The 24714-nt window shown below is 70.9% G+C and carries 19 protein-coding genes; 15 read left to right on the top strand and 4 right to left on the bottom strand.

All coding sequences use genetic code 11. From position 1 onward, the window contains the following. Positions 1-39 precede the first annotated feature (39 nt). The 6 genes from JK361_RS26280 to JK361_RS26255 all read left to right on the top strand — a co-directional run bounded on the left by JK361_RS26280 (position 40) and on the right by JK361_RS26255 (position 7589). Positions 40-1296, top strand: coding sequence for a S8 family serine peptidase (locus JK361_RS26280; protein ID WP_201822383.1), 1257 nt, complete (start codon positions 40-42; stop codon positions 1294-1296). 120 nt (positions 1297-1416) lie between these two features. After that, positions 1417-1758, top strand: a complete 342-nt coding sequence (locus tag JK361_RS26275; protein ID WP_201822382.1) for a WXG100 family type VII secretion target — start codon at positions 1417-1419, stop codon at positions 1756-1758. 38 nt (positions 1759-1796) lie between these two features. Beyond that, a complete protein-coding gene (locus JK361_RS26270; protein ID WP_201822381.1) occupies positions 1797-2099 on the top strand; it encodes a WXG100 family type VII secretion target in 303 nt (100 codons plus the stop codon). Between the two features lie 151 nt (positions 2100-2250). After that, positions 2251-3204, top strand: a complete 954-nt coding sequence (locus JK361_RS26265) for a protein kinase family protein (RefSeq protein WP_201822380.1) — start codon at positions 2251-2253, stop codon at positions 3202-3204. A gap of 9 nt (positions 3205-3213) precedes the next feature. Beyond that, positions 3214-5424 (top strand): serine/threonine-protein kinase, encoded by a 2211-nt coding sequence (locus JK361_RS26260; protein ID WP_201822379.1) that lies wholly within the window; start codon positions 3214-3216, stop codon positions 5422-5424. 56 nt (positions 5425-5480) lie between these two features. Beyond that, a complete protein-coding gene (locus JK361_RS26255; RefSeq protein WP_201822378.1) occupies positions 5481-7589 on the top strand; it encodes a serine/threonine-protein kinase in 2109 nt (702 codons plus the stop codon). Between the two features lie 115 nt (positions 7590-7704). On the opposite strand, the gene eccCa is transcribed toward JK361_RS26255, so the two are convergent. Continuing rightward, complete coding sequence (gene eccCa, locus JK361_RS26250; RefSeq protein WP_201822376.1) at positions 7705-11670, bottom strand: type VII secretion protein EccCa; 3966 nt, start codon at positions 11668-11670, stop codon at positions 7705-7707. A 300-nt stretch (positions 11671-11970) separates the two neighbouring features. Between eccCa and eccD the strand changes: the two genes are divergently transcribed. Continuing rightward, on the top strand, positions 11971-13470 hold the full coding sequence (eccD, locus tag JK361_RS26245) for a type VII secretion integral membrane protein EccD (protein WP_201822641.1): 1500 nt from the start codon (positions 11971-11973) through the stop codon (positions 13468-13470). 116 nt (positions 13471-13586) lie between these two features. Here eccD and JK361_RS26240 read toward each other — a convergent pair whose 3' ends face one another. Further along, positions 13587-13880, bottom strand: a complete 294-nt coding sequence (locus tag JK361_RS26240; protein ID WP_201822374.1) for a DUF397 domain-containing protein — start codon at positions 13878-13880, stop codon at positions 13587-13589. Between the two features lie 268 nt (positions 13881-14148). Between JK361_RS26240 and rpsO the strand changes: the two genes are divergently transcribed. From rpsO to JK361_RS26215, 5 genes are all read left to right on the top strand, one after another. Beyond that, positions 14149-14436 carry a 30S ribosomal protein S15 gene (rpsO, locus tag JK361_RS26235; protein WP_055632174.1) on the top strand — a complete coding sequence of 96 codons (288 nt, stop codon included), beginning with the start codon at positions 14149-14151 and terminating at the stop codon, positions 14434-14436. Positions 14437-14779: 343 nt separating this feature from the next. Beyond that, positions 14780-16999: a polyribonucleotide nucleotidyltransferase gene (locus JK361_RS26230; RefSeq protein ID WP_201822372.1), complete on the top strand. Its 2220-nt coding sequence runs from the start codon at positions 14780-14782 to the stop codon at positions 16997-16999. Beyond that, on the top strand, positions 16996-18375 hold the full coding sequence (locus JK361_RS26225) for a M16 family metallopeptidase (RefSeq protein ID WP_201822370.1): 1380 nt from the start codon (positions 16996-16998) through the stop codon (positions 18373-18375). The genes JK361_RS26230 and JK361_RS26225 overlap by 4 nt, the downstream gene beginning before the upstream one ends. Before the next feature lie 26 nt (positions 18376-18401). Continuing rightward, entirely contained in the window at positions 18402-19154 is a 753-nt protein-coding gene (dapB, locus tag JK361_RS26220; protein WP_201822369.1) for a 4-hydroxy-tetrahydrodipicolinate reductase, read from the top strand. Positions 19155-19168: 14 nt separating this feature from the next. After that, complete coding sequence (locus JK361_RS26215) at positions 19169-19621, top strand: tetratricopeptide repeat protein (protein ID WP_201822368.1); 453 nt, start codon at positions 19169-19171, stop codon at positions 19619-19621. 115 nt (positions 19622-19736) lie between these two features. Here the strand turns inward: JK361_RS26215 and JK361_RS26210 are convergent, their stop codons facing one another. Beyond that, on the bottom strand, positions 19737-20291 hold the full coding sequence (locus tag JK361_RS26210) for an SCO5741 family PH domain-containing membrane protein (protein WP_201822367.1): 555 nt from the start codon (positions 20289-20291) through the stop codon (positions 19737-19739). A gap of 90 nt (positions 20292-20381) precedes the next feature. Continuing rightward, positions 20382-20654, bottom strand: a complete 273-nt coding sequence (locus tag JK361_RS26205) for a hypothetical protein (protein ID WP_201822366.1) — start codon at positions 20652-20654, stop codon at positions 20382-20384. A gap of 207 nt (positions 20655-20861) precedes the next feature. Between JK361_RS26205 and thyX the strand changes: the two genes are divergently transcribed. The 3 genes from thyX (at position 20862) to JK361_RS26190 (ending at position 24545) form a co-directional block, all read left to right on the top strand. Continuing rightward, positions 20862-21590, top strand: coding sequence for an FAD-dependent thymidylate synthase (thyX, locus tag JK361_RS26200; protein ID WP_201822365.1), 729 nt, complete (start codon positions 20862-20864; stop codon positions 21588-21590). A 211-nt stretch (positions 21591-21801) separates the two neighbouring features. Next, positions 21802-22701, top strand: a complete 900-nt coding sequence (gene dapA, locus JK361_RS26195; RefSeq protein WP_201822363.1) for a 4-hydroxy-tetrahydrodipicolinate synthase — start codon at positions 21802-21804, stop codon at positions 22699-22701. A gap of 158 nt (positions 22702-22859) precedes the next feature. After that, entirely contained in the window at positions 22860-24545 is a 1686-nt protein-coding gene (locus JK361_RS26190) for a ribonuclease J (protein WP_201822361.1), read from the top strand. The last annotated feature ends 169 nt before the right edge of the window (positions 24546-24714 follow it).

The raw sequence follows: 24714 nt of genomic DNA, 5'->3' as shown, positions 1-24714 counted from the left end.
ACGTACACAGGCATGAAGCCAGGGACCGGTCGACGCGGCATGGGGATCACCCTCTTGACGAGACGCAACGCACGGCGCCTGTCCGCGGTGTGTTCGGCACTCGGCGCGCTCGCCGTCGCGTCGGCAACCCTTGCTCCGGAAGCCGTCGCCGTGGATGTCCAGTCCAAGGAGTGGTACCTGGACGCGATGGGTGCTGATGACATCTGGAAGATCAGCACAGGCAAGGGGGTGAAGGTTGCGGTGGTCGACAGCGGAGTCAACCCGGCGACCTCCTCCCTCAAGGGCCAGGTGCTGGTCGATGAAGTCCCCAAATCCGTTTCGTACCACGTGACCCACGACAACATCGGGCACGGCACCTCGATGGCCGAAATTATCGCGGGTACGGGAGCCGGCGGTGGAATCAAGGGCCTTGCTCCGGGTGCCAAGATCATTCCGTTCCGTATTGCTTCAGCGGTCTCGAGCAGTGACGAGGCCGGCAAGACGCCTAGCGAGGCTGAGGCGATACGGGCAGCCGCCGACAGCGATGCAAAGATCATCAACATGTCCTTCGCTGCCTTCGAGCCGAATGACGCTATGAAAGCCGCCTTGAAGTACGGGGCGTCCAAGGGCAAGTTGATGTTCGTGTCCATCGGCAATGAAGGCGACAAGGGAAATCTGCCTTCCTACCCGGCTGTTTATCCCTACGCGGTCGGCGTGGCAGCTCTGGACAAATCCGGAACAGTGGGCGGGTTCTCCTCCTACGGAGGTTACGTGGATCTCGCGGCTCCGGGCCTGAACATCCCCTCCTGGTGCGACGGCAAGTTCGACGAGTACTGCGACAGCCAGGGCACCAGCCCCGCCTCGGCCATCGCCTCCGCCTCCGCCGCCCTCATCTGGTCCGCTCACCCCGACTGGACGGGCAACCAGGTCCTGCGGACCCTCATCGACACCGCCGCCCGTGACTGGGCGAAGGACAAGCCCAGCAAGTACCTCGGCTATGGCGGCGTCCGCCCCCGGCGCGTCCTCATCGACAAGAACATCGACCCCGGGCCGGCCGACGTCGATCCCCTGGCCAAGGAGAACGGCGGCGGGTCTTCGGCGGCCCCCAGCCCCTCGGCCCCCAGCCCCTCGGCCGGCACACCCTCCGGCAAGCCGGCCGAGGACGCCGGCTCGACCGGCGGGCCCACCTCCGCCGCCGCGAAGGACACCGACTCCGGCAGCGGCAGCCAGACTTGGGTGATCATCGGCGCCGTAGCCGCCGTACTAGTCATCGGAGGCGCCGGTTTCGCCGTGCTGCGTGCACGCCGTAACTCCTGAGCGGTCTCCCGCATACCTGCTCCCTCACCGAGTGAGCAGAAGCCCGCTTGCCGTCGGTGCTGACGCCTGGTTCATGGCCCAGTACGCCGGCAAGGTCAGTTCACAACGAAAGGCATGGAAATGGCTTCAGGGCGTCAGAAGGTCAGCGACGGCGACATCATTGCCCTTGAAAAGGAGCTTGCGCACCGCTTCGAGGGGATCAAGGGCCAGCTCCGCGATCTGCAGAGCATCATCGACAGCCTCGAAGGCCACTGGAAGGGCATCGGTGCCGGCGCGTTCAACGCCAAGCAGACCGAGATCAACGAGCGCATGGTCCGGATCGGCAACATCCTCGCCAAGTACATCGAGGCCATGAGCAGCACCCGGAAGATCAAGGACAGCACCGAGGACGAGGTCCGCTCGCAGGTGCAGAGCATCGACGTCAACTACGGCGGCTCGCACTCCGCGCTGTCCAGCTACTGATCCCGGCCAGGCCACAACATCTCAGCACGGAGGTAATCATGAGCGCCCAGAACCTCGGCGACCTCGAAGTCTCGTACGGCAACCTCGACCACACCGCCACCCAGCTGGCCGACCACGCGCGGCGCCTCGAGGAGAGCCTCGAGGCCATCAAGCAGAAGGTCGCCGGTGTGGCCGACATGTGGGAGGGCGAGGCCCACACCACCTACACGGAGCAGCAGGCCGCCTGGGACCGTGAGGCCACCGGCATTCACGAGGCCCTCGTCGCCATCGGCAAGGTCGTGCACTCGGCCGGCGGTGACTACCAGGGCGGCGACCGGAAGGCCGCCAGCTACTTCATGTAGGCCGGCTCGGCCGGCCGAGCCGGCCGAGTCGCCGCAGGAGTCGGCCGTACCGGCCGGCACGCCACCACAGCAGGGTGGGCACGCACGGGAGGTGCCCACCCTCTGTCGTGCCGGACGGCCGCGGCAGAGCGAACACGACGCGGGACAGGGAATGAGTGTCACAGAGGGCGCCACGGGCGTGGCCGCCGGCGGAGGACCGGACGCGGCCACGGCGTCGCGGCGGAGGGTGGGCCCGTACACCCTGATCACCGCCCTGGACGACGCCCGTACCAAGGTGCCCGTCCCCGAGCGCCGGTACATCGCCCGCAGCGCCGACGGACAGCACACCGTCCTGCTCTCCCTCCCGCACCCCGGCGGTGACCCCCACCGCTTCCTCACCGAGGCCGAAGGCTCCCGCTACCTCCTCGGCCCCTGCGCGTCGCCCGTCACGGCCCTCGCCGCCCCCGGCGAGCCCGCGTGGTGCGCCCGCCCCTATCTGCCCGCCCTGCCGCTGCCGACGGCCCTCGCCGTGCACGGCGGACCGCTGCCCGAGCGGACGGTACGCGCGCTCGGCGTGGCCCTCGCCGAGACCCTGGCCGTCCTGCACGGGCAGGGCCTGACCTTCGCCGGCGTGTCCCCCGCGGCCGTCCTGCTCACCGCCGACGGTCCTCGCCTCTCCTGCTTCGGCGCCGTCCGGGCCGCCGCCCCGGACGGCACGCCCCGCTCCGGGCTGCCCGGCCTCGAAGCGGGCAGTCTGCCGCCGGAGCAGGCGTCCGGCGGACGCCCGCGGCCCCTGGGGGACGTGTACGCCCTCGGCGCGACGCTCGCGTACGCCGCCACGGGCCACACGACCCCGGAGCGGGACGAACTCCCGGCCGCCCTCCGTACCGTGGTCGCACGGTGCCTCACCCGCGATCCCGGCGCCCGCCCCCAACTGGCCGAGCTGATCGACACGTTGGCCGGCGACGCCGCAGCCGGTTCCGCAGCCGATTCCGCCGGTCTCCTCGTCCCCGGCCGGCTCCCGGGGCGGGTGATCGCCGCCCTCGCGCACCAGTCGGCGGCCGTCCTCACGGCGGAGACGTCCGTCGGGACCGCTCCCGCCCGCCCGCCCCGCAGCCGGAACTGAAGACACCCGATGCCCTCCCCTCTCACCCACGACGACCCCCAGGAGATCGGCCCCTACCGGCCCGTCGCCCGCCTCGGCAGCGGCGGCATGGGCACCGTCTACCTGGCCCGTACCGCGGGCGGCCGCACCGTCGCGCTGAAGACGATGCACGCCCGCATCGCCTCCGACCCGGCCTGCCGCACCCGGTTCCGGCTGGAGACCGACGCGGCCCGCGTCGTGGGGGAGCGGTACGGCGCCGGGGTCGTGGACGCGGACGCACGGGCCGAGACGCCCTGGCTTGCCACGGAGTACGTGCTCGGGCCACCACTGGACGACGCCGTGGCGCTGTGCGGTCCGCTGCCCGAACGCACCGTCCGGGCGCTCGGTGCGGCGCTGTGCGGGGCGCTGGGCCAGCTGCACGCCTCCGACGTCGTCCATCGCGACCTCAAGCCGTCCAACGTCCTCGTCACCGCCTACGGTCCGAAGGTCATCGACTTCGGCATCGCCCGCGCGGCCGGGGACGAGCACCTCACCCGGGTCGGGGCCGCGGTCGGCACCCCCGCCTTCATGTCGCCCGAGCAGGCGGGCGGGCAGGAACACTCGGCGGCGGGTGACGTGTTCGCGCTCGCCGGGCTGCTCGTCTTCGCGGCCACCGGGCACCCGCCGTTCGGCCATGGCCAGGCGGCCGACCTGCTCTACCGGGTGCAGTACACCGACCCCGACCTGACCGGCGTCCCCGAGGGCCTGGTCCCCGTCCTCGTGCCGTGCCTGGACAAGAACCCCTTCCGGCGGCCGACGACCGACTGGCTCGCCGCCCGGCTGCACGACGGCGCCGGGGAGTTCGCCGATCACCTGCCGGACGCGCTGCTGGCCGACATCGCGCGGCGGGCCACCGAGGTCTGGCAGGTCGCTCCGCAGCGGCTGCCGGCCCCGGCCGACGTGCCCGGCACGGCGCCGACGGCGGCGCCCGCCCGCTGGACGCGCCGGCGGTTGCTGCTCACCGGGGCGGGCGCGACAGCGGCCCTGACCGCGGCCGGTGCCGGGGCGTGGGCCGTGACCCGGGAAGCCGGAGGACCGAAGCCACAGCCGGCCCCCGGGCCGAGCAACAGCCTGCTGCCCAGGAAACAGCTGGACTCCATCTGGCAGATCCAGGTCCGCCCGGACGACCTCTTCGCGGACGTCATGCCCCAGGGACAGCTCCACGTGGTGGACAACATGGTCGTGACCGTGGCGACCGAACTGACGGGCGTGGTGGCGCAGACGGGGCACCGGCAGTGGTCCATGAGCCTGATGGACAGCGACTGGGAGGTCGCGTCCGACGGCCGGCGCCTGCTCGGCCTCGGCCCGTCCGACGACCGCAGGGCCGGCAAGGCCGGTGGCGACCCGCTGCTCCTGGCCTCGGTCAACCTCCTCACCGGCGAACTGGCCGACCCCACGGTGTCCCTGAACGAGTTCAACGGGGAACTGGTGGCGGACCAGATGGTGTGCACGGCGAACGGTGTCGCCTACGTCGCGGCGGGCCGCGGGAAGTACGTCGACACCACCTTCTCGGCCGCCCAGACCTGGTACCTGTTCGCCTACGACATGGACGCGGGCAAGCTGCTGTGGACGAAGCCGCTGCCCGCCCGGCGGCCGGGCTCCGTCCGGCTCTACTTCCTGTCCGGCTCCGTCGTCGGGCGTCACCTCGTGGCCCTCCAGGAAGCCGACGACGGCACCGTCCACGCCGTCGTGCGCGACACCCGCGACGGCACCGTCCGCTGGGACCGCCCCCTCGACGGCGTCAAGGCCGGCCGGGTGCAGCAGCCGCTGACCGCCGACGACCACCGCCTCTACGTGGGCGCCGGCCGGCTGCGCGCCCTGCGGCTCGGCGACGGCGGAGTGGCCTGGGACACCGGGACCACCAGGCCGGGGCGCACGTACGGGCTGCCGGCGCTGAAGGACGGGACGCTGTACGCGGTGGAGAAGGGCCTCGGGCTCGTCGCGTTCGACCCCGTCAGCGGCCGGGTGAAGTGGGAGGAGAAGGGCGGCCAGGGGGCACGGGCCGACCTGAACGCCGCGCCCGTGATCGGCACCGAGTACGCCTACAGCAAGCGCGGGTCCCAGCTGTGGGCCGTCGGCCTCTCGTCCGGTGCCCCGGCGCATTCCTACAAGACCACCGGCGACCGATTCATCGCCCACGAGAACGCCAAGGCGGTCATCGCGCAGGGCGGCGGCTTCCTGGCGGCCTTCCCCCTGCGGTGAGCCGTCCGGCACGGGCCGCCCGGTGACGAGAAGAGAAGAAGAGAAAGCGATCAGCGATGAGACCCCTGGGGACCGGCGACCCGATCCGCCTCGGCCCGTACCGGCTGCTCGGCGTGCTGGGCGAGGGCGGCATGGGCAAGGTGTACGTCGGCCAGGACCACGCGCGTACGGTCGCCGCGGTGAAGGTGCTCCGCCCGGAACTGGCCCACGACACCCACCTCGCCCAGCGCTTCGTGCGCGAGGCCCTGGCGGCGCAGGCGGTCCGCAGCCCCGGTGTGGCCGCGGTGCTGGGCGCCCACACCGAGGGCGGCCGGCCGTGGATCGCCACCGAGTTCCTCGCCGGCCCGACCCTCGACCAGATAGTGGACCGGCACGGACCCCTGGACGACACCAGGCTCCGCGCCCTGGCCGCGTCGGTCGCGCGCACCCTGGGCGACATCCATGCCGCCGGCTTCGTCCACCGCGACCTCAAGCCGCCGAACATCGTGCTCACCGCGACCGGCCCGAGGATCATCGACTTCGGCATCGCCCGCCCCGAACACGGCCTCACCCTCACCACCACCGGCCAGATCCCGGTCACCCCGGGGTACGGCGCCCCCGAGCAGGTCCTCGGCCGGCGTGTCACTCCCGCCGCCGACGTCTTCTCGCTCGGCGCCGTCCTCGTCTACGCCGCCACCGGTCACCGCGCGTTCCAGGGCGCGCACGTGGCGGCCGTCCAGTACGAGGTCGTCCACGGCGAGCCCGACTGGCAGGGCGTCACCCCCGAGCAGCACGCGCTGATCGCGCCCTGCCTCGCCAAGGACGCGGCGGCGCGGCCCACTCCGGAACAGATCGCCACAGCCTTCGCCGGTCCGAAGAAGGCCGCCGCGGTGTGGAGGCGCGGGCCCGTGGCGGACGCGATCAAGGAGCGGGAGCGCGAGGTACGAGAACTGTCCGCGCCGCTGCTGACGACGCAGACCGGGGCGGCGCCGTCCAGGCGGCGCCTGCTCACCGGGTTCGCGGCCGGCGGTGCCGTACTCGCGGCCGCCGGCACCGGGACGGGCTGGTGGCTGATGCGCGGCGGCGGCAGCGCCCGGCACCGCGACGACCTGTTCAGCTACCCGCCCGCCGCGAGGACACCGGCGGCCCGCCTGCTCTCCGCCGACGACGGCGACTACATCATCGGGGGCTCGCCCGAACCCCTGTGGACTGCGGCCGGTGTGTCGAGCCGCCTGTCACCGGCGCCGCTGCCGGTACGCGACGTCGTCATCGTCGGCAACCCCGTCAGCGGTGTGGTGGCGCTCAACGCCGTGGACGGCAAGCGCCGCTGGAGCGCTCCGGCGATGCAGATGACGTGCCGCTACCTCTCGCTCTCCGACCGGCTTCTGGTGGCCGCCGACGACCACGGCACCCTGCACACCTTCGTCCCGTCGACCGGAGAGCCCAAGTGGACCGCGAAGGCCGACGCCAAGACGCTGCTGACCGCGGACACGGAAGCGGTCTATCTGCTGACGAAGGACCAGCGGCTGCGCGCCGTGGGCCGCTCCGACGCCAGGATCCGCTGGACCGTGCCCGTACCGGCGGACTTCCGCGGCAAGCTGCTCCCCCGGTCCGTCGCCCATCGGGGAAGGCTGGTCGTCACCACGACCACGGGGCATGCCATGGCCGTCGACACCAGGAGCGGTCGAACCGAGTGGACGGCTCGCGACCTGGCGAAGGACCGGTACCTCTTCCCGGCGGTCCGCGACGGCGTCGTCTACCTCAACGGCCGGGGACTCACCGCGCGGAGGATCTCGGACGGCAGGGAACTGTGGTCACACACGCGGCGGCACTACTACGACAGCGAGGACTACGAGTGGTCACGCCCCTGCGTCTACGGCGACATGCTCTACTCGAGTGCCTGTGACGACTACGGCTACCCCTACGGTTTCGCGCTCCCGGCCGGCAAGCAGCGGTGGGATGCCGGCCTGGCGGTGAACGGCAACGACCACCCCATCGTCCTCCAGGGCAACGGGGTCTGGCTGCTGGACGGCTCCACAGTGCGGACCGTCAGCAAGGACGACGCGAGCGAGGTCTGGTCCTACGAGATCCCGTTCGCCGACGACGACGATGTGGCCTTCACGGCCGCGGGCAACCGCGTCTTCCTGGCGAACGCCGGCTCCCTGAAGGCCCTTCCGGTCTTCTGACGGCCACCCCACAGCCGCCGGCATCGCGAAGTCCCTCACCGGACGCCGGATCCGGCGGCCGGATGGCCGCCGGATCCAGGAAGTTTCCGACCGGTGCCGGTGCTTTGGAGTCCTCTCAGTACTCCACGTCCACCAGCCCGGTCTGAACCAACGGCTTGCCCCGCTTCCGGGACACGAAGACGCCCCGTCCCGCGGGCATCGGCCGCGGCCGCACCCCGCCGAGGACGTCGCCCTCGGCCGGGTCGCCGGCCATGACGAGGCCCTGGGCGCCGAGTTCCTTCATCCGCTGCATGAACGGCTCGTAGGAGGCCCGGCCCGCACCCGCGGAGGAGCGGGCGATGATGAAGCGGACACCGACGTCACGGGCGAAGGGCAGCATCTCCGTCAGTCCGGCGAGCGGATTGCCGCTGGACGTGGAGACCAGGTCGTAGTCGTCGATGACGACGAAGACCTGCGGGCCACGCCACCAGCTCCGGTCCCGCAGCTGCTGCGCGGTGACGTCGGCCGTCGGCGTGCGGCGCTGCATCAGGTCGGCCAGGGCCGCCATGTGGTGGTCCATCTGGCTCGACATCGGGATGTACTCCGCCAGATGGGACGCCGGCGTGATGTCCAGCAGCGAGCGGCGGTTGTCCACCACGAAGAACTTCGCCTCGTCGCCGCCGTACCGCAGCGACAGCTGCCTGATCAGCAACCGCAGCAGGTTGGACTTGCCGGACTCGCTCTCGCCGAAGACGAGGAAGAACGGGTCCTGCTCGAAGTCGAGGAACACCGGCTCCAGGTTCTCCTCGTCCAGCGCGAAGGCGATGCCCCGCTCCCGGAAGCGGTCGCCCGGCGGCAGTTCGAGCGCCTCCAGCTGGCGTGGCAGCAGCCGCACCTTGGGGGCGCCCGGCGCCTGCCAGTGGCGCCCGACCTCGGTGGTGAGCGCGGCCGTCGCCTCGGCCAGGTCCGTGTCGGAGGTCAGACCGTCGATGCGCGGCACCGCAGCCATGAAGTGCAGCTTCTGCGGCGAGAGACCGCGGCCGGGGACGCCCGCGGGGACGTTCACCGCCACCTTGCGGTCGATCTCCGAGTCCATCACGTCACCCAGCCGCAGCTCCAGGCGGTTCATCAGGTGGTCCTTGAGGTTCGACCGGACCTCCATCGAACGGGACGCCGTGAGGACGAGGTGGATGCCGTAGCCGAGACCGCGCGCCGCGATGTCCAGGACCGCCGGCTCCAAGGCCTCGTAGTCCGTACGGAAGTTGCCCCAGCCGTCGATGACGAGGAAGACGTCACCCCACGGCTGGTCCGTCACCGAGATCTCGCCGCGGGCCCGCCGGGTGCGGAAGTCGGCGATCGAGGCGATGCCGGCCGTACGGAAGTACTCCTCGCGCCGGGTCAGGACGCCGTACACCTCGGAGACCGTACGGCGGACACGCTCCGGGTCCAGGCGTGAGGCGATGCCACCGACATGTGGCAGGCCGTCCACCGCGGCCATACCGCCACCACCGAAGTCCAGACCGTAGAACTGCACCTCGTGCGGGGTGTGCGTCAGCGCGAACGAGCAGATCAGCGTGCGCAGGAGCGTGGACTTGCCGGACTGGGGACCGCCGATGATCTGCATATGGCCCGCCGCGCCCGAGAAGTCGAGCATCAGACGGTCACGGCGCTGCTCGTACGGCTTGTCGACCAGACCGGCCGGGACGACCAGGCGGCCCGCGCTCTCGTAGTTGGGCTGGGTCAGACCGCGGCCCTGCACCGCCGCGAGGCCCGGCAGCAGCGCGTCCAGCGACGGCGGGCTCTCCAGCGGCGGCAGCCACACCTGGTGCGCCGCCGGGCCCTGCGCCTCCAGCCGGCGCACGATCACGTCGAGAACGGTGTCGGCCAGCGCCTCGTCCACCTCCGGCTCGGACCGCGTGCGCTGCTGCGGGATCGCGGTGTACTGCACCGGCACCTCGGTGGCCGTGAACAGCACCGGCCGCCGGTCCACCGGCAGCTGCCCGCCGGGCAGGGCCGCCCGCTGCGCGCCCGCGCGGTACACGCCGGAGACGTACGCCGCCTTGAACCGGACCATTTCGTCCGTGCCGAACTTCAGGAAGCCGGAACCGGGCACGTTCGGCAGCTCGTAGGCGTCGGGGACGCCCAGCGCGGCACGGGACTCGGCCGCGGAGAAGGTGCGCAGACCGATCCGGTACGACAGGTACGTCTCCAGGCCGCGCAGCCGGCCCTCCTCCAGACGCTGCGAGGCGAGCAGCAGGTGCACGCCCAGCGAACGGCCGATACGGCCGATCTGCACGAACATCTCGATGAAGTCCGGCTTGGCGGTCAGCAGCTCGCTGAACTCGTCGATCACCAGCACGAGGGACGGGATCGGCTGGAGCGGGGCGCCGGCCGCGCGCGCCTTCTCGTAGTCGTGGATGTTGGCGTAGTTGCCCGCGTCGCGCAGCATCTCCTGGCGGCGGTTGAGCTCGCCGCGGATGGAGTCGCCCATGCGGTCGACCAGGGTGAGGTCGTCGGCGAGGTTGGTGATGACGGCCGCCACGTGCGGCATCTGCGCCATGCCGGCGAAGGTCGCACCACCCTTGAAGTCCGCGAGGACGAAGTTCAGGGTCTCCGAGGAGTGGGTGACCGCGAGACCCAGCACCAGCGTGCGCAGCAGCTCCGACTTGCCGGAACCGGTCGCGCCGACGCACAGACCGTGCGGGCCCATGCCCTCCTGCGCGGCCTCCTTCAGGTCCAGCATCACGGGCCGGCCGTCCTCGCCGAGACCGATCGGCACCCGCAGGCGTTCCGCGAGCGCGCGCGGGCGCCAGGTCCGCTTGGTGTCGACGGACGCCGCGTCACCGAGACCCAGCAGGTCGGTGAACTCCAGGTTGGCGAGCAGGGGCTCGTCGTCGTCGCCGCCCGACGCCATGCGCAGCGGCGCCAGCTGACGGGCCAGCGCCTCGGCGGACTCGTAGGACAGGACGTCCGGGCTGCCCTCGTACACCTCGCCGTGCCCGGACTCCAGGCGCAGCAGGCCGGGCTGCACGACGATGGACAGGTCGCCGCCCGCCGTCGTGAGTTCGCCCGGCACCACCTCCAGCACCGTGACGCCCTGGAGGCCCTCCGGGTTGGCGAGCACCGAGTCCGGCAGCAGGGACAGGTCGTCCAGCACGAGCACGATGTGCGGCTCGTCCAGCAGCGGCGCGGCCCCGGGGTGGAAGCGCGGCCGGCCCGACAACCGGGCGGTCAGCAGGTCCTCCAGCTCGCGCGGGTCGGAGCCGATCAGCCGGCGCGAACCGGCGCCGTCCACCGCACCGGGCGCCTGCACGTGGGGCAGCCACTTCGCCCAGTCCCAGTGCGGCAGCGCATCGCGGCCCGCGGCCACCGCGATGATCAGGTCCTGAGGGGAGTGCAGCGAGGCCAGCGAACCGACCAGGGCACGGGCCGAGGCCCGTACGGACTGCGCCTCTCCGCTGACCGTGACCTGGTAGAAGGCGCGCAGTGACACCGCCATCGGCAGGTCGCCGACGGTGCCGTGGGCGGCGAGGAAGCGCTGCATCGCGCCCGCGGTCAGCGGCTCCAGCTGCTCGACGGGACCCGTCTCCGGGGCGACGAGCGGGGTCGCCAGCGGCTGCGGGCCCAGACCGATGCGTACGTGCGAGAAGTCCTCGTCGCCGGGCCGCCGCTCCCACACCCGGCTGCCCTCGGCGACGAGCGCCCAGAGCTGCTCGGGGGAGGGGTGCAGGTAGTACTGCGCGTCCCGCTGCGACTTCGCCGTGGAGACGGCGGACTTGCGCGTCTGCGACAGGTAGCTGAGGTAGTCGCGGCGCATGTCGGCCAACTGGCCCTGGGAGCCCCGGCGGAAGCGCACCACCATCGCGATGGACATCGCCACCGTCGAGGCGATCATGATCATGCCCATGATCTTCATGAACGGCTGGCCGTTCGTGAAGAAGAAGACCACCGAGCCGCCCATGCCCAGCGTGGGCAGGAGCTGCATCAGCACGCTCTCCTGAGGCCCCCGCGGCAGTTCCGGCGGTGGCTGGACAGCGACCTCCTCCGTGGGCACTTCAGACGGCAGCGCCCTAGGGGGGCGCTTTACGACAATCTGGCTCACCGCTCACCAATTCCCTTGCCCGACCCAGGCTTTCCGCCCACCGCCCCGTGTCCGGCGGGCGCAGGCCGCCGCGTGATCCTACTGAGTTCATCCGACACGGGTGAGCGGTAGGGTGCCGAATGTTCGCGTGAGCACACGCCGAACAGGCTGGTCATACCGGGGCAAACCCCTCAACGGTGAGGCAGGAGGACCCCGGAATCCCGCCGTGCGGCACCCGTGCCGCCGCGCACCGGGCAAACCGGCACGGGACCTTCACGACATAGACGCACCACCACCACTGAGGGGGAGCAGCAGGTGAGCATGACGGCCGCCGCCACCGGCGGACCCGGGACGGGAGCCCCTTCCGGGTCCGGCACCGGACTCGGCTTCTGCCGGGTCACCATCGTCGCGCCGGACAGCCGTATCGACGTGGCTCTGCCCGACGACGTCCCGGTCGCCGACCTCTATCCGGAGATCCTCCGGCTGTCCCAGCAGAGCCCCGCGGCGGGCGCCCCGGTCGGCTACCACCTCGTCCGCACCGACGGCACCGTGCTGGACAGCGCCCGTTCCTTCGCCGCCCAGCGCATCCTCGACGGCGAACTCCTCACCCTGCGGCCCTTCGCCGAGTCCCTGCCGCCGGCCGTCTTCGACGACGTCGCCGAGGCCGTGGCCTCCTCCGTCACCAAGCAGCACAAGCTGTGGAGCGGCGACCTGACCCGGGCCGCGGGCCTCGTCGGCGGCGGTGTCCTGCCCGCGCTGCTCGCGTTCGTCGCCTGGACCGCCGACCCCCGCCACGACATGCACGGCCTGGCCGGCATCCTCGCCGCCGTCACCGGCGTCCTCCTGGTCGTGCTCTCCGCGGTCCGCGCCCGCGTCTACGACGACCGCGGCTCCGCCGTCGCCCTCGGCCTCGGCGCCCTGCCCAACATCGGCGTCGCGGGCAGCGGACTGCTGCCGCTGAGCGACGGCGAGGGCATCGGCAGACTCCAGTTCCTGCTGGCGTGCGCGGCCGTCCTCGTCGCCGCCCTGATCCTCGCCCTGTGCTCACCGCACGGCGACGGCCCCTTCGTCGCGTTCGTGTTCGCCTCGACGGTCGCCCTGATCGTCGTCTTCATCGCGACCCTGACCGACTGGGCCCCCCGGGAGATGGCCGGCCTGTGCGCCCCGGTCGCCGTCGGCGCACTCGCCTTCCTGCCCGGCATGTCGATGCGGTTCGCCCGGCTGCCGATCGGCTTCGAGAACCCCAGCAGCGGCACCCCCCGCTCCTCCTACGGCACCGAGACCACCACGCAGGAACCGGTGGACACCGAACGCATCGAGGCGCAGGCACGGCGCGGCCACGAACTCCTCGTCGGCCTGGTCGGCGGCTGCGCACTGCTCGCCGTCGGCGCGTCGGCCGTACTGGGCTTCTCCGACGACATCTGGGCCCAGCTGCTCGCGTGCGTCACCGGCATCGCCATGCTCATGCGCTCCGGGCTCTTCCGGTACACCGCCCAGGTCGCCTCCGTGCTCGCCGCCGGCCTCGCCTCCCTGGTCCTCCTCGGCCTCGGCCTCGCGCTGAACCCGCCGCAGCACATCATGCGCGCGGCGCTGGCCGGCGACCGTACCGACCTCGACATCCGCACCATCTGGCTGATCGCGGTCATCGCCCTGGCAACGGCCCTGGTGACGGCCCTGGGCCTGATCCTGCCGCGCGGCGGGCTGACCCCCTTCTGGGGGCGCTTCCTGGAGATCTGCGAGGGCTTCGTCCTGCTGACCCTGATCCCGCTCACCCTGGCCGTCTTCGACGTGTACGCGAAGGCCCGCGCCATGACCAGCTAGCGGCAGACGTACGGGAGGGGGCGGCACGCGCGCGTGCCGCCCCCTCCCGTACGTCTGCTCACCGCACACGGAGTCCGCGTGTGCCGCTCACCGCACAGCGAGCTTCCGTGCGCCGCTCACTGCACGTCGAGGCCGCCGTTGTGCGCCATGGGCTTCAGGTCGAACTCTCCGTCCCGGGCGCCCAGCACGAACGCCCGCCACTCCGCCTCGGTGTAGCGCAGCACGGTGCCCGGGTCGAGGGAGGATCGCATCGCCACCGCCCCGTCGGGCAGGTAGGCGATCTCCACCCGCTCCTCGTGCTCCTCCGTGCCCGGCGCGCAGTGCCACTCGACGTGCGAGATGTCGAGCGCGTACAGCTCGTCCCGCTCCCGCTCCTTGCGCGCCTTGATCTCCGCTTCCGTCTCCGCCATCGTGCAGCGACCCCTTCCCGAGGTAGGTACGGTCCCGGCGCTCACCCTAGTGGCGGGCACCCTCCCCACAGGACGGTTCGCCGACCGGGCGTAAGGTCCCCGCCATCGCCTGGTACCCTCAGTGACGGCCGTTTGTGTACGCACCCCCGGAACCGTTCGGTGTTCTGGAGGCCGCGCCCAGCGGATCCCGCCTCCCGAGTAACGGAAGCTCCCCCGAGATGTAGACCGGGGGCACTCGGTGGCACTCAACAGACTATGAGGAGTACGCGTGTCGCTCGACGCCGCTACGAAGAAGCAGATCATCGCCGAGTTCGGCCAGAAGGAGGGCGACACCGGCTCCCCCGAGGTCCAGGTCGCCATGCTCTCGCGCCGGATCTCGGACCTGACCGAGCACCTCAAGACCCACAAGCACGACCACCACTCCCGCCGTGGCCTGCTGATCCTGGTCGGTCAGCGCCGTCGCCTCCTGCAGTACCTGGCGAAGAAGGACATCCAGCGCTTCCGTGCGCTGGTCGACCGCCTCGGCATCCGCCGCGGTGCGGCGGGCGCCAAGTAAGACGCCATGAGGGGAGCGGTTCCCGGGAAGACTCGGGGGGCCGCTCCCTTTGCCGTATGCGGGGCTCCGCCGCGCACCCGGCACCCTCCGCCGTCCAGGCGGAAACGTGCGGAGTGTCACTCACGCTTTGTAGTGTGGTAGCACAACGCAATACGGACGACACAGCAAGACAAGAAAAGGAGACGCGCACCACGCCGCCGCCGGTCCTCGGTAGTGGCCCCCGGGGGGAAGTGAGCCCCGGGTGCTTCGATCGAAGACCGGCCCGCACCGCACGGAGCGCCTCTCCACCACCGTCCCCCTGCCACACGGGCAGCCCAGGGACGAAGACGAGGAGAAAACGCTAGTGGAGAACGAGACCCACTACGCCGAGGCCGTCATCGACAACGGCCCGTTCGGCACCCGCACCATCCGCTTCGAGACGGGCCGCCTGGCCAAGCAGGCCGCCGGCTCCGCCGTGGCGTACCTGGACGACGACACCATGGTGCTGTCGGCCACCACCGCCTCCAAGAACCCCAAGGACCAGCTCGACTTCTTCCCCCTGACGGTGGACGTCGAGGAGCGGATGTACGCCGCCGGCAAGATCCCCGGCAGCTTCTTCCGCCGTGAGGGCCGTCCCTCCGAGGACGCGATCCTGACCTGCCGTCTGATCGACCGCCCGCTGCGCCCGTCCTTCAAGAAGGGCCTGCGCAACGAGATCCAGGTCGTCGCCACGATCATGGCGCTCAACCCCGACCACCTGTACGACGTCGTGGCGATCAACGCCGCGTCCGCGTCCACGCAGCTGGCCGGCCTGCCCTTCTCCGGCCCGATCGGCGGCGTCCGCGTCGCGCTGATCCGCGGCCAGTGGGTCGCGTTCCCGACGCACACCGAGCTCGAGGACGCCGTCTTCGACATGGTGGTCGCCGGCCGCGTCCTGGAGGACGGTGACGTCGCGATCATGATGGTCGAGGCCGAGGCCACCGAGGGCACCATCAAGCTGGTCGAGGGCGGCGCCGAGGCGCCGACCGAGGAGGTCGTCGCCGCCGGTCTGGAAGCCGCGAAGCCCTTCATCAAGGTGCTCTGCCGGGCCCAGGCCGACCTCGCCGCCAAGGCCGCCAAGCCGACCGGTGAGTTCCCGATCTTCCTCGACTACCAGGACGACGTCCTGGAGGCGCTCACCGCCGCCGTCCGCCCGGAGCTCGCCTCCGCGCTGACCATCGCCGGCAAGCAGGAGCGCGAGGCCGAGCTGGACCGCGTCAAGGCGCTCGCCGCCGAGAAGCTCCTGCCGGAGTTCGAGGGCCGCGAGAAGGAGATCTCCGCCGCGTACCGCTCGCTCACCAAGCAGCTGGTCCGTGAGCGCGTGATCAAGGAGAAGAAGCGCATCGACGGCCGCGGTGTCACCGACATCCGCACCCTGGCCGCCGAGGTCGAGGCCATCCCGCGGGTGCACGGCTCCGCGGTGTTCGAGCGTGGCGAGACCCAGATCCTGGGCGTCACCACCCTGAACATGCTCCGCATGGAGCAGCAGCTGGACACCCTCTCCCCGGTGACCCGCAAGCGCTACATGCACAACTACAACTTCCCGCCGTACTCCACCGGTGAGACCGGCCGCGTCGGCTCCCCGAAGCGCCGCGAGATCGGCCACGGCGCCCTCGCCGAGCGCGCCCTCGTGCCGGTCCTGCCGACGCGCGAGGAGTTCCCGTACGCGATCCGCCAGGTCTCCGAGGCGCTGAGCTCCAACGGCTCGACGTCCATGGGCTCGGTGTGCGCCTCCACCATGTCGCTGCTGAACGCCGGTGTGCCGCTGAAGGCCCCCGTCGCCGGTATCGCCATGGGCCTCATCTCCCAGGAGATCGAGGGCGAGACGCACTACGTCACCCTCACCGACATCCTCGGTGCGGAGGACGCCTTCGGCGACATGGACTTCAAGGTCGCCGGCACCAAGGAGTTCGTGACCGCCCTCCAGCTCGACACCAAGCTGGACGGCATCCCGGCCTCCGTCCTGGCCGCCGCCCTGAAGCAGGCCCGTGACGCCCGCCTCCACATCCTCGACGTGATGATGGAAGCGATCGACACGCCGGACGAGATGTCCCCGAACGCCCCGCGGATCATCACCGTCAAGATCCCGGTGGACAAGATCGGTGAGGTCATCGGCCCCAAGGGCAAGATGATCAACCAGATCCAGGAGGACACGGGCGCCGAGATCACCATCGAGGACGACGGCACGATCTACATCGGTGCCGCCGACGGCCCGGCCGCCGAGGCCGCCCGCGCCACGATCAACGGCATCGCCAACCCGACGATGCCCGAGGTCGGCGAGCGGTACCTGGGTACGGTCGTCAAGACGACCACCTTCGGTGCGTTCGTCTCCCTGCTGCCCGGCAAGGACGGTCTGCTGCACATCTCGCAGATCCGCAAGCTCGCCGGCGGCAAGCGCGTGGAGAACGTCGAGGACGTCCTCGGCGTGGGCCAGAAGGTCCAGGTCGAGATCGCCGAGATCGACTCCCGCGGCAAGCTCTCCCTCGTTCCGGTGATCGAGGGCGAAGAGGGCTCTGACGAGTCGAAGGACGACGCCGAGCAGTGACGTCCCGTAGCTCCAAGGTGACGGCCCGCTCCTCCTCGGAGGCGCGGGCCGTCGCCCGTACCCAAACCCTCATCAAGGGCACGGGCGGCATCGGCACGGTCCGCAAGACCACCCTCCCGGGCGGTCTGCGCATCGTCACCGAGACCCTGCCCTCGGTCCGCTCCGCGACCTTCGGCATCTGGGCGCACGTCGGCTCCCGCGACGAGACGCCGTCCCTGAACGGCGCCACGCACTACCTGGAGCACCTGCTCTTCAAGGGCACGGCGAAGCGCAGCGCGCTGGACATCTCCGCGGCCCTCGACGCCGTCGGCGGCGAGATGAACGCGTTCACGGCCAAGGAGTACACGTGCTACTACGCGCGCGTGCTCGACACCGACCTGCCGCTCGCCATCGACGTCGTCTGCGACATGCTGACCGGCTCCCTGATCCTCGAGGAGGACGTCGACGTCGAGCGCGGCGCGATCCTCGAAGAGATCGCCATGACCGAGGACGACCCGGGCGACTGTGTGCACGACCTGTTCGCGCACACCATGTTCGGCGACAACGCCCTCGGCCGCCCGGTCCTCGGCACGGTCGACACCGTGAACGCCCTCACCGCCGACCGCATCCGCCGCTTCTACAAGAAGCACTACGACCCGACCCACCTCGTGGTCGCCTGCGCCGGCAACATCGACCACAACAAGGTCGTACGCCAGGTCCGCGCGGCCTTCGAGAAGGCGGGCGCCCTCCGGCAGCCGGACGCACGGCCCATCGCCCCGCGCGACGGCAGCCGCACGATCCGCACCTCCGGCAAGGTCGAGCTGCTCGGCCGCAAGACCGAACAGGCGCACGTCGTCCTCGGCATGCCCGGCCTCGCCCGCACCGACGACCGCCGCTGGGCCATGGGCGTGCTCAACACCGCCCTCGGCGGCGGCATGTCCTCCCGCCTCTTCCAGGAGGTCCGGGAGAAGCGCGGCCTCGCCTACAGCGTGTACTCGTACACCTCCGGCTTCGCCGACTGCGGCCTGTTCGGCGTCTACGCCGGCTGCCGGCCGAGCCAGGTGCACGACGTCCTGCGGCTCTGCCGCGACGAACTCGACCACGTCGCGCAGAACGGCCTCTCCGACGACGAGATCGCCCGCGCCATCGGCCAGCTCCGGGGCTCCACGGTCCTGGGCCTGGAGGACACCGGGGCGCTGATGAACCGCATCGGCAAGAGCGAGCTGTGCTGGGGCGAGCAGATGTCCGTGGACGACATGCTGGCGAAGATAGCCGCGGTCACGCCGGACGAGGTCCGCTCGGTCGCCCGCGACATCCTGGGACAGCGACCGTCGCTCTCGGTCATCGGCCCGCTCAAGGACAAGCAGGCCGCCCGGCTGCACGACGCGGTCGCCTGAACAACCACCGGTTAGGAAGCAGGAACATGAGCAAGCTGCGCGTGGCGGTCCTCGGAGCCAAGGGCCGGATCGGGTCCGAGGCGGTCAAGGCGGTCGAGGCCGCGGAGGACATGGAACTGGTCGCCGCCCTCGGCCGGGGCGACAAGCTGGAGACCCTGGCGGAGACCGGCGCCCAGGTCGCCGTCGAGCTGACCACTCCCGCCTCGGTCATGGGCAACCTCGACTTCTGCCTGCGCCACGGCATCCACGCCGTCGTCGGCACGACGGGCTGGACCGAGGAGCGCCTCGCACAGCTGAAGGGCTGGCTGGACCAGTCCCCGGAGACCGGCGTGCTCATCGCCCCGAACTTCTCCATCGGCGCCGTGCTGACCATGAAGTTCGCGCAGATCGCCGCGCCGTACTTCGAGTCGGTCGAGGTGATCGAGCTGCACCACCCGAACAAGGTGGACGCCCCCTCCGGCACCGCCACGCGCACCGCCCAGCTCATCGCCGAGGCCCGCCGGGCGGCCGGCACGGCACCGGCCCCGGACGCCACCGTCACGGCCCTGGACGGCGCGCGGGGCGCGAGCGTCGACGGCGTCCCGGTGCACGCCGTCCGGCTGCGCGGCCTCCTGGCCCACCAGGAGGTGCTGCTCGGCGGCGAGGGCGAGACCCTCACCGTCCGGCACGACTCGCTGCACCACAGCAGCTTCATGCCGGGCATCCTGCTCGGCGCCCGCCGTGTGATGACGACTCCGGGCCTGACCTTCGGCCTGGAGCACTTCCTGGACCTGAGCTGAGACAGACCCCTCCCATGCGCGCGAAGATCACCTACCTCGTCACGGCCGCCGTCCTGGTCTTCTACTTCGTCCTGGTCGGCAGCCGCGGCGTCATGCTCATCCAGGCAGGCACGCCCGTCACCGTCACCTTCGGGGTGGCGGTGCTCGTCCTGCCGCTCATCGGCCTGTGGTTCCTGTGGAAGAACACCCAGTTCGTCCGCAAGGCCAACCAGCTGGCCGCCGAACTCGACGCCGAGGGCGGCCTGCCGGTCGACGAGCTGAAGCGCCTGCCCAGCGGCCGGGTCGACCGGGAGTCGGCCGACGAGGTCTTCGCCAAGCGCAAGGCCGAGACGGAGGCGTCCCCCGACGACTGGCGCTGCTGGTTCCGGCTCGCCGTCGCCTACCACGACGCCCGGGACACCCCTCGCGCCCGCAAGGCGATGCAACGCGCCATCGCCCTGCACCAGGGGCGCCCCGTCCCGGCGTGACCACCGGGTGGTGAAGAACGGCTGAGCCGGCTCAGCTTCAGGATCCGGCTCAGCTCCAGGATCCGGCTCGGCTCCAGGATCCGGCCCGGCTCCAGGATCCGGCCCGGCTCCGGGATCAGCCGCGCCGGTTCTCCGCCGCCCACGCCTCCACCGCGTCCGCAGCCCGGTCGAAGGCCACCGGCCGGCCCAGGAAGTCCAGGCTGTGCGTGGTCAGCAGCGGTGGGGTGTCCTCCGCGGGCCGGTCCTTGCGTACGAGCGCCAGTGCCTGACCCTGCACCGTGCGCGGCAGCCCCAGCCAGCGCACCGGCTGTTGCACCGTCCGCACCGAGACGACCCGCGGCCACGGCACCGTACGCGTCAGCAGGAAGCCGGTGCGGCGCAGTCCGCGCCTGCTCACCCACACCCCCATGCGCAGCAGCCGCAGCGCGCTCGCCACGATCGCCAGGCCCACGACGAGCACCACAGCGCCGGACGACAACGATCCGGTCAGCGCGATGAGCACCGCGGCGAACAGGACGAACGAGGCGAGCAGCAGCCCCAGGGCGGCCGCGCCCACCCGCCAGGGCCCGGGCCGGTAGGGGCGCCGCCAGCGGGCCGGGTCGTTGTAAGGCAGCGCACTCTCGGCCGTCGTCTCGAAGCTGTGGTCGGCCGTCAGAAAGGGCAGGGGCACGGCTGGTCCTCACTCGGTCCTCGCGTGGGCTGTGCCCGGTGAGGCTATCCGGCCGTGTTGCCGCTCACCAGCCTTGAGCGTCCGGAAGGGTCAGTGCCCCCGCTCGTGCCCCTGGGACGCCTGGGACTGCTGAGCCGGCGTATCGGACGGAGGGGAAAGCGCCGGGGTGCCGACGATCAGGGCGCCGACGAGTCCGGCGACGAGGGTGAGACCCAGCAGCCAGCGTCCGGCCATCTCGCCGAGGGACGCCCGCTGACGGGGCGGGGGAGTGACATTGCTGCGGAACCTCTCCGCCTCGGCCAGGAAGGCGAAGGGGACGGACTCGCTGGGGGTGCCTCCCGGCGGTAGCTGGGGGAGGGACATCGCGGCTGCCGCTCCTTTCGGGGGTTGGAGATCGAATGTGTACGCCTCACCGGTACAGACGGCCCAGTGACACAAAAGGTGCCCATGTCGGGAAAATTCGCTGGTGCGTTTTTTCGGGGCCGACGTGCCGAGGTACCGGCCGGGCCCCGGCGAGTGCCCCGTAAGGTGGTCGGCAACCGCAGAAGTGATGGAAGGACCCCCACCCTCGTGACCACCCCCGAGACGCTCACGTTCCGCAGTGACGTCACCGTCGAGCTGGTGAAGTCCAGCGCTTCGGACGCCGACGTGCTCTTCGCCGCCCGTGTCTCCACCGCCGGCGAGCAGTCCCTGGACGAGCTGAAGAAGGACCCCGAGCGCTCCAAGGGCCTGATCAACTACCTGATGCGCGACCGGCACGGCAGCCCGTTCGAGCACAACTCGATGACGTTCTTCGTCAGCGCCCCGATCTTCGTCTTCCGCGAGTTCATGCGGCACCGGGTCGGCTGGTCGTACAACGAGGAGTCCGGTCGCTACCGCGAGCTGGAGCCCGTCTTCTACGTCCCCGACGCCTCCCGCAAGCTCGTCCAGGAGGGCCGCCCGGGCAAGTACGTCTTCGTCGAGGGCACCCCGGCCCAGCACGAGGCGGTCGGCAGCACCCTGCGGGAGTCCTACGAGCAGGCGTACGCGTCCTACCAGAAGCTCCTCGCCGAGGGCGTCGCCCGCGAGGTGGCCCGTGCGGCCCTCCCCGTCGGCCTCTACTCCTCGATGTACGCCACCTGCAACGCGCGCTCGCTGATGCACTTCCTCGGCCTGCGCACCCAGCACGAGCTGGCCAAGGTGCCGTCCTTCCCGCAGCGGGAGATCGAGATGGTGGGCGAGAAGATGGAGGCGGAGTGGGCGAAGCTCATGCCGCTGACGTACGCAGCCTTCAATGCGAACGGGCGTGTGGCCCCGTAACGAAGGCTTGTTCCCCCGCCGGGAACGGATGTATGGATCAGCCGCGCGAAGTGTCCGTATTGCGGTATTTAGAGAAGTTCATCTAGCCTGATCAAACGGACCCGGCACTGCTTGAACCCCCGAGCAGGCAGTGCCGGGCTCCTTCTTTGTCCTGACTTTCCCGGCCCCCCAAGGGCACACCTGGCATCGAGCACCGAGTAGCGTGTTACCCATGGCTCCGACCTCGACTCCGCAGACCCCCTTCGGGCGGGTCCTCACCGCCATGGTCACGCCCTTCACGGCGGACGGCGCACTCGACCTCGACGGCGCGCAGCGGCTCGCCGCCCACCTGGTGGACGCAGGCAACGACGGCCTGATCGTCAACGGCACCACCGGCGAGTCCCCCACCACCAGTGACGCGGAGAAATCGGACCTCGTACGAGCCGTCCTGGAGGCCGTCGGCGACCGTGCCCACGTCGTCGCCGGCGTCGGAACCAACGACACCCACCACAGCGTCGAGCTGGCCCGCGAGGCCGAGCGCATCGGCGCCCACGGCCTGCTGGTCGTCACCCCGTACTACAACAAGCCCCCGCAGGAGGGCCTGTACCGGCACTTCACGACCGTCGCCGACGCCACCGGCCTGCCGGTGATGCTCTACGACATCCCGGGTCGCAGTGGCGTCCCGATCAGCACCGAGACCCTCGTCCGGCTCGCCGAGCACCCCCGGATCGTCGCCAACAAGGACGCCAAGGGCGACCTCGGCCGCGCCAGCTGGGCCATCGCCCAGTCCGGCCTCGCCTGGTACTCCGGCGACGACATGCTCAACCTCCCGCTGCTCTCCGTGGGCGCGGTCGGCTTCGTCTCGGTCGTCGGCCACCTGGTCACCCCCGACCTGCGCGCGCTGGTCGACGCGTACGTCTCCGGTGACGTCGTCAAGGCCACCGAGATCCACCAGAAGCTGCTGCCGGTCTACACCGGCATGTTCCGCACCCAGGGCGTCATGACCACCAAGGCCGCCCTCGCGCTGCAGGGCCTGCCTGCCGGACCGCTGCGCTCGCCCATGGTCGAGTGCTCGCCCGAGGAGATCGCCCAGCTCAAGATCGATCTTGCTGCCGGCGGGGTACAGCTCTGACAACAGACTTGGCACCACACGGGCTTCACAACTGAATCGGACAACAGCAGACGCGGGCCACCGGAGCCCGCACCCCACAACGACAACTGCTTTCGCACGAACGTCATGCGCGCCACGTGCCCGACCGGTACGTGGCGCGCGTGGTTGAGGAGAGTCTTTTGAGTCATCCGCATCCTGAACTCGGCCCGCCGCCGCCGCTCCCCGAGGGCGGCCTGCGGGTCACCCCGCTCGGCGGCCTCGGTGAGATCGGCCGAAACATGACGGTCTTCGAGTACGGCGGCCGTCTTCTGATCGTCGACTGCGGAGTGCTCTTCCCCGAGGAGGAGCAGCCCGGAATCGACCTGATCCTGCCGGACTTCTCGTCCATCCGGGACCGCCTCGACGACATCGAGGGCATCGTCCTCACCCACGGGCACGAGGATCACATCGGCGGTGTCCCCTTCCTGCTCCGCGAGAAGCCGGACATCCCGCTGATCGGCTCCAAGCTGACCCTCGCGCTGATCGAGGCCAAGCTCCAGGAGCACCGGATCCGCCCGTACACCCTGGAGGTGGCGGAGGGGAACCGCGAGCGTGTCGGCCCCTTCGACTGCGAGTTCGTCGCCGTCAACCACTCCATCCCGGACGCGCTGGCCGTCGCCATCCGCACCCCCGCCGGCATGGTGGTGCACACCGGCGACTTCAAGATGGACCAGCTCCCGCTGGACAACCGGCTCACCGACCTGCACGCGTTCGCCCGGCTGAGCGAGGAGGGCATCGACCTCCTGCTCGCCGACTCGACGAACGCCGAGGTGCCGGGCTTCGTCCCGCCCGAGCGGGACATCTCCAACGTCCTGCGGCAGGTGTTCGCCGGCGCCCGCAAGCGAATCATCGTGGCCAGCTTCGCCAGCCACGTCCACCGCATCCAGCAGATCCTGGACGCGGCCCACGAGTACGGCCGCCGGGTCGCCTTCGTCGGCCGTTCCATGGTCCGCAACATGGGCATCGCCCGGGACCTCGGCTATCTGAAGGTCCCGCCGGGCCTCGTGGTCGACGTCCGGACGCTGGACGACCTCCCCGACCACGAGGTGGTCCTGGTCTGCACGGGCTCCCAGGGCGAGCCGATGGCGGCCCTGTCCCGCATGGCCAACCGTGACCACCAGATCCGCATCGTGGACGGCGACACGGTCATCCTGGCGTCCTCGCTGATCCCCGGTAACGAGAACGCGGTCTACCGCGTGATCAACGGCCTGACCCGCTGGGGCGCCAACGTCGTCCACAAGGGCAACGCCAAGGTGCACGTTTCCGGCCACGCGTCCGCGGGCGAGCTGCTGTACTTCTACAACATCTGCCGCCCGAGGAACCTGATGCCGGTCCACGGCGAATGGCGCCACCTGCGTGCCAACGCCGAGCTGGGCGCGCTCACGGGCGTGCCCCACGACCGGATCGTCATCGCCGAGGACGGTGTGGCGGTCGACCTGGTCGAGGGCAAGGCCAAGATCTCCGGCAAGGTCCAGGCCGGTTACGTCTACGTCGACGGTCTCTCGGTCGGCGACGTAGGCGAGCCGGCGCTGAAGGACCGGAAGATCCTCGGCGACGAGGGCATCATCTCGGTCTTCGTGGTCGTGGACGCCTCCACCGGCAAGATCACCGGAGGCCCGCACGTCCAGGCCCGCGGTTCCGGTATCGAGGACGCGGCCTTCGCCGATGTCCTTCCGAAGATCACCGAGGTCCTGGAGCGGTCCGCCCAGGACGGCGTCGTGGAGCCCCATCAGCTCCAGCAGCTCATCCGCCGGACACTCGGCAAGTGGGTCTCGGACACGTATCGCCGCAGGCCGATGATCCTGCCGGTGGTCGTGGAGGTCTGACGTCCCGTCGGTACGGGTCAGGAGCGGGGCGCCTCGATTTGCATCGGGGCGCCCCGCTCCAGTACGTTTACGGCTCTGCCCGACCGGGAACCCCAGCACTTCATGCGCTGGACACGGATGCCCGGGGCGGGTGGGAAAACGGACTCAGAACTTCTGATAAAGTCGGAAG

This window comes from Streptomyces musisoli (genome assembly GCF_016741855.1).
Taxonomy (GTDB): domain Bacteria; phylum Actinomycetota; class Actinomycetes; order Streptomycetales; family Streptomycetaceae; genus Streptomyces; species Streptomyces musisoli.
This window is presented reverse-complemented; position numbering and strand designations above follow the sequence as displayed.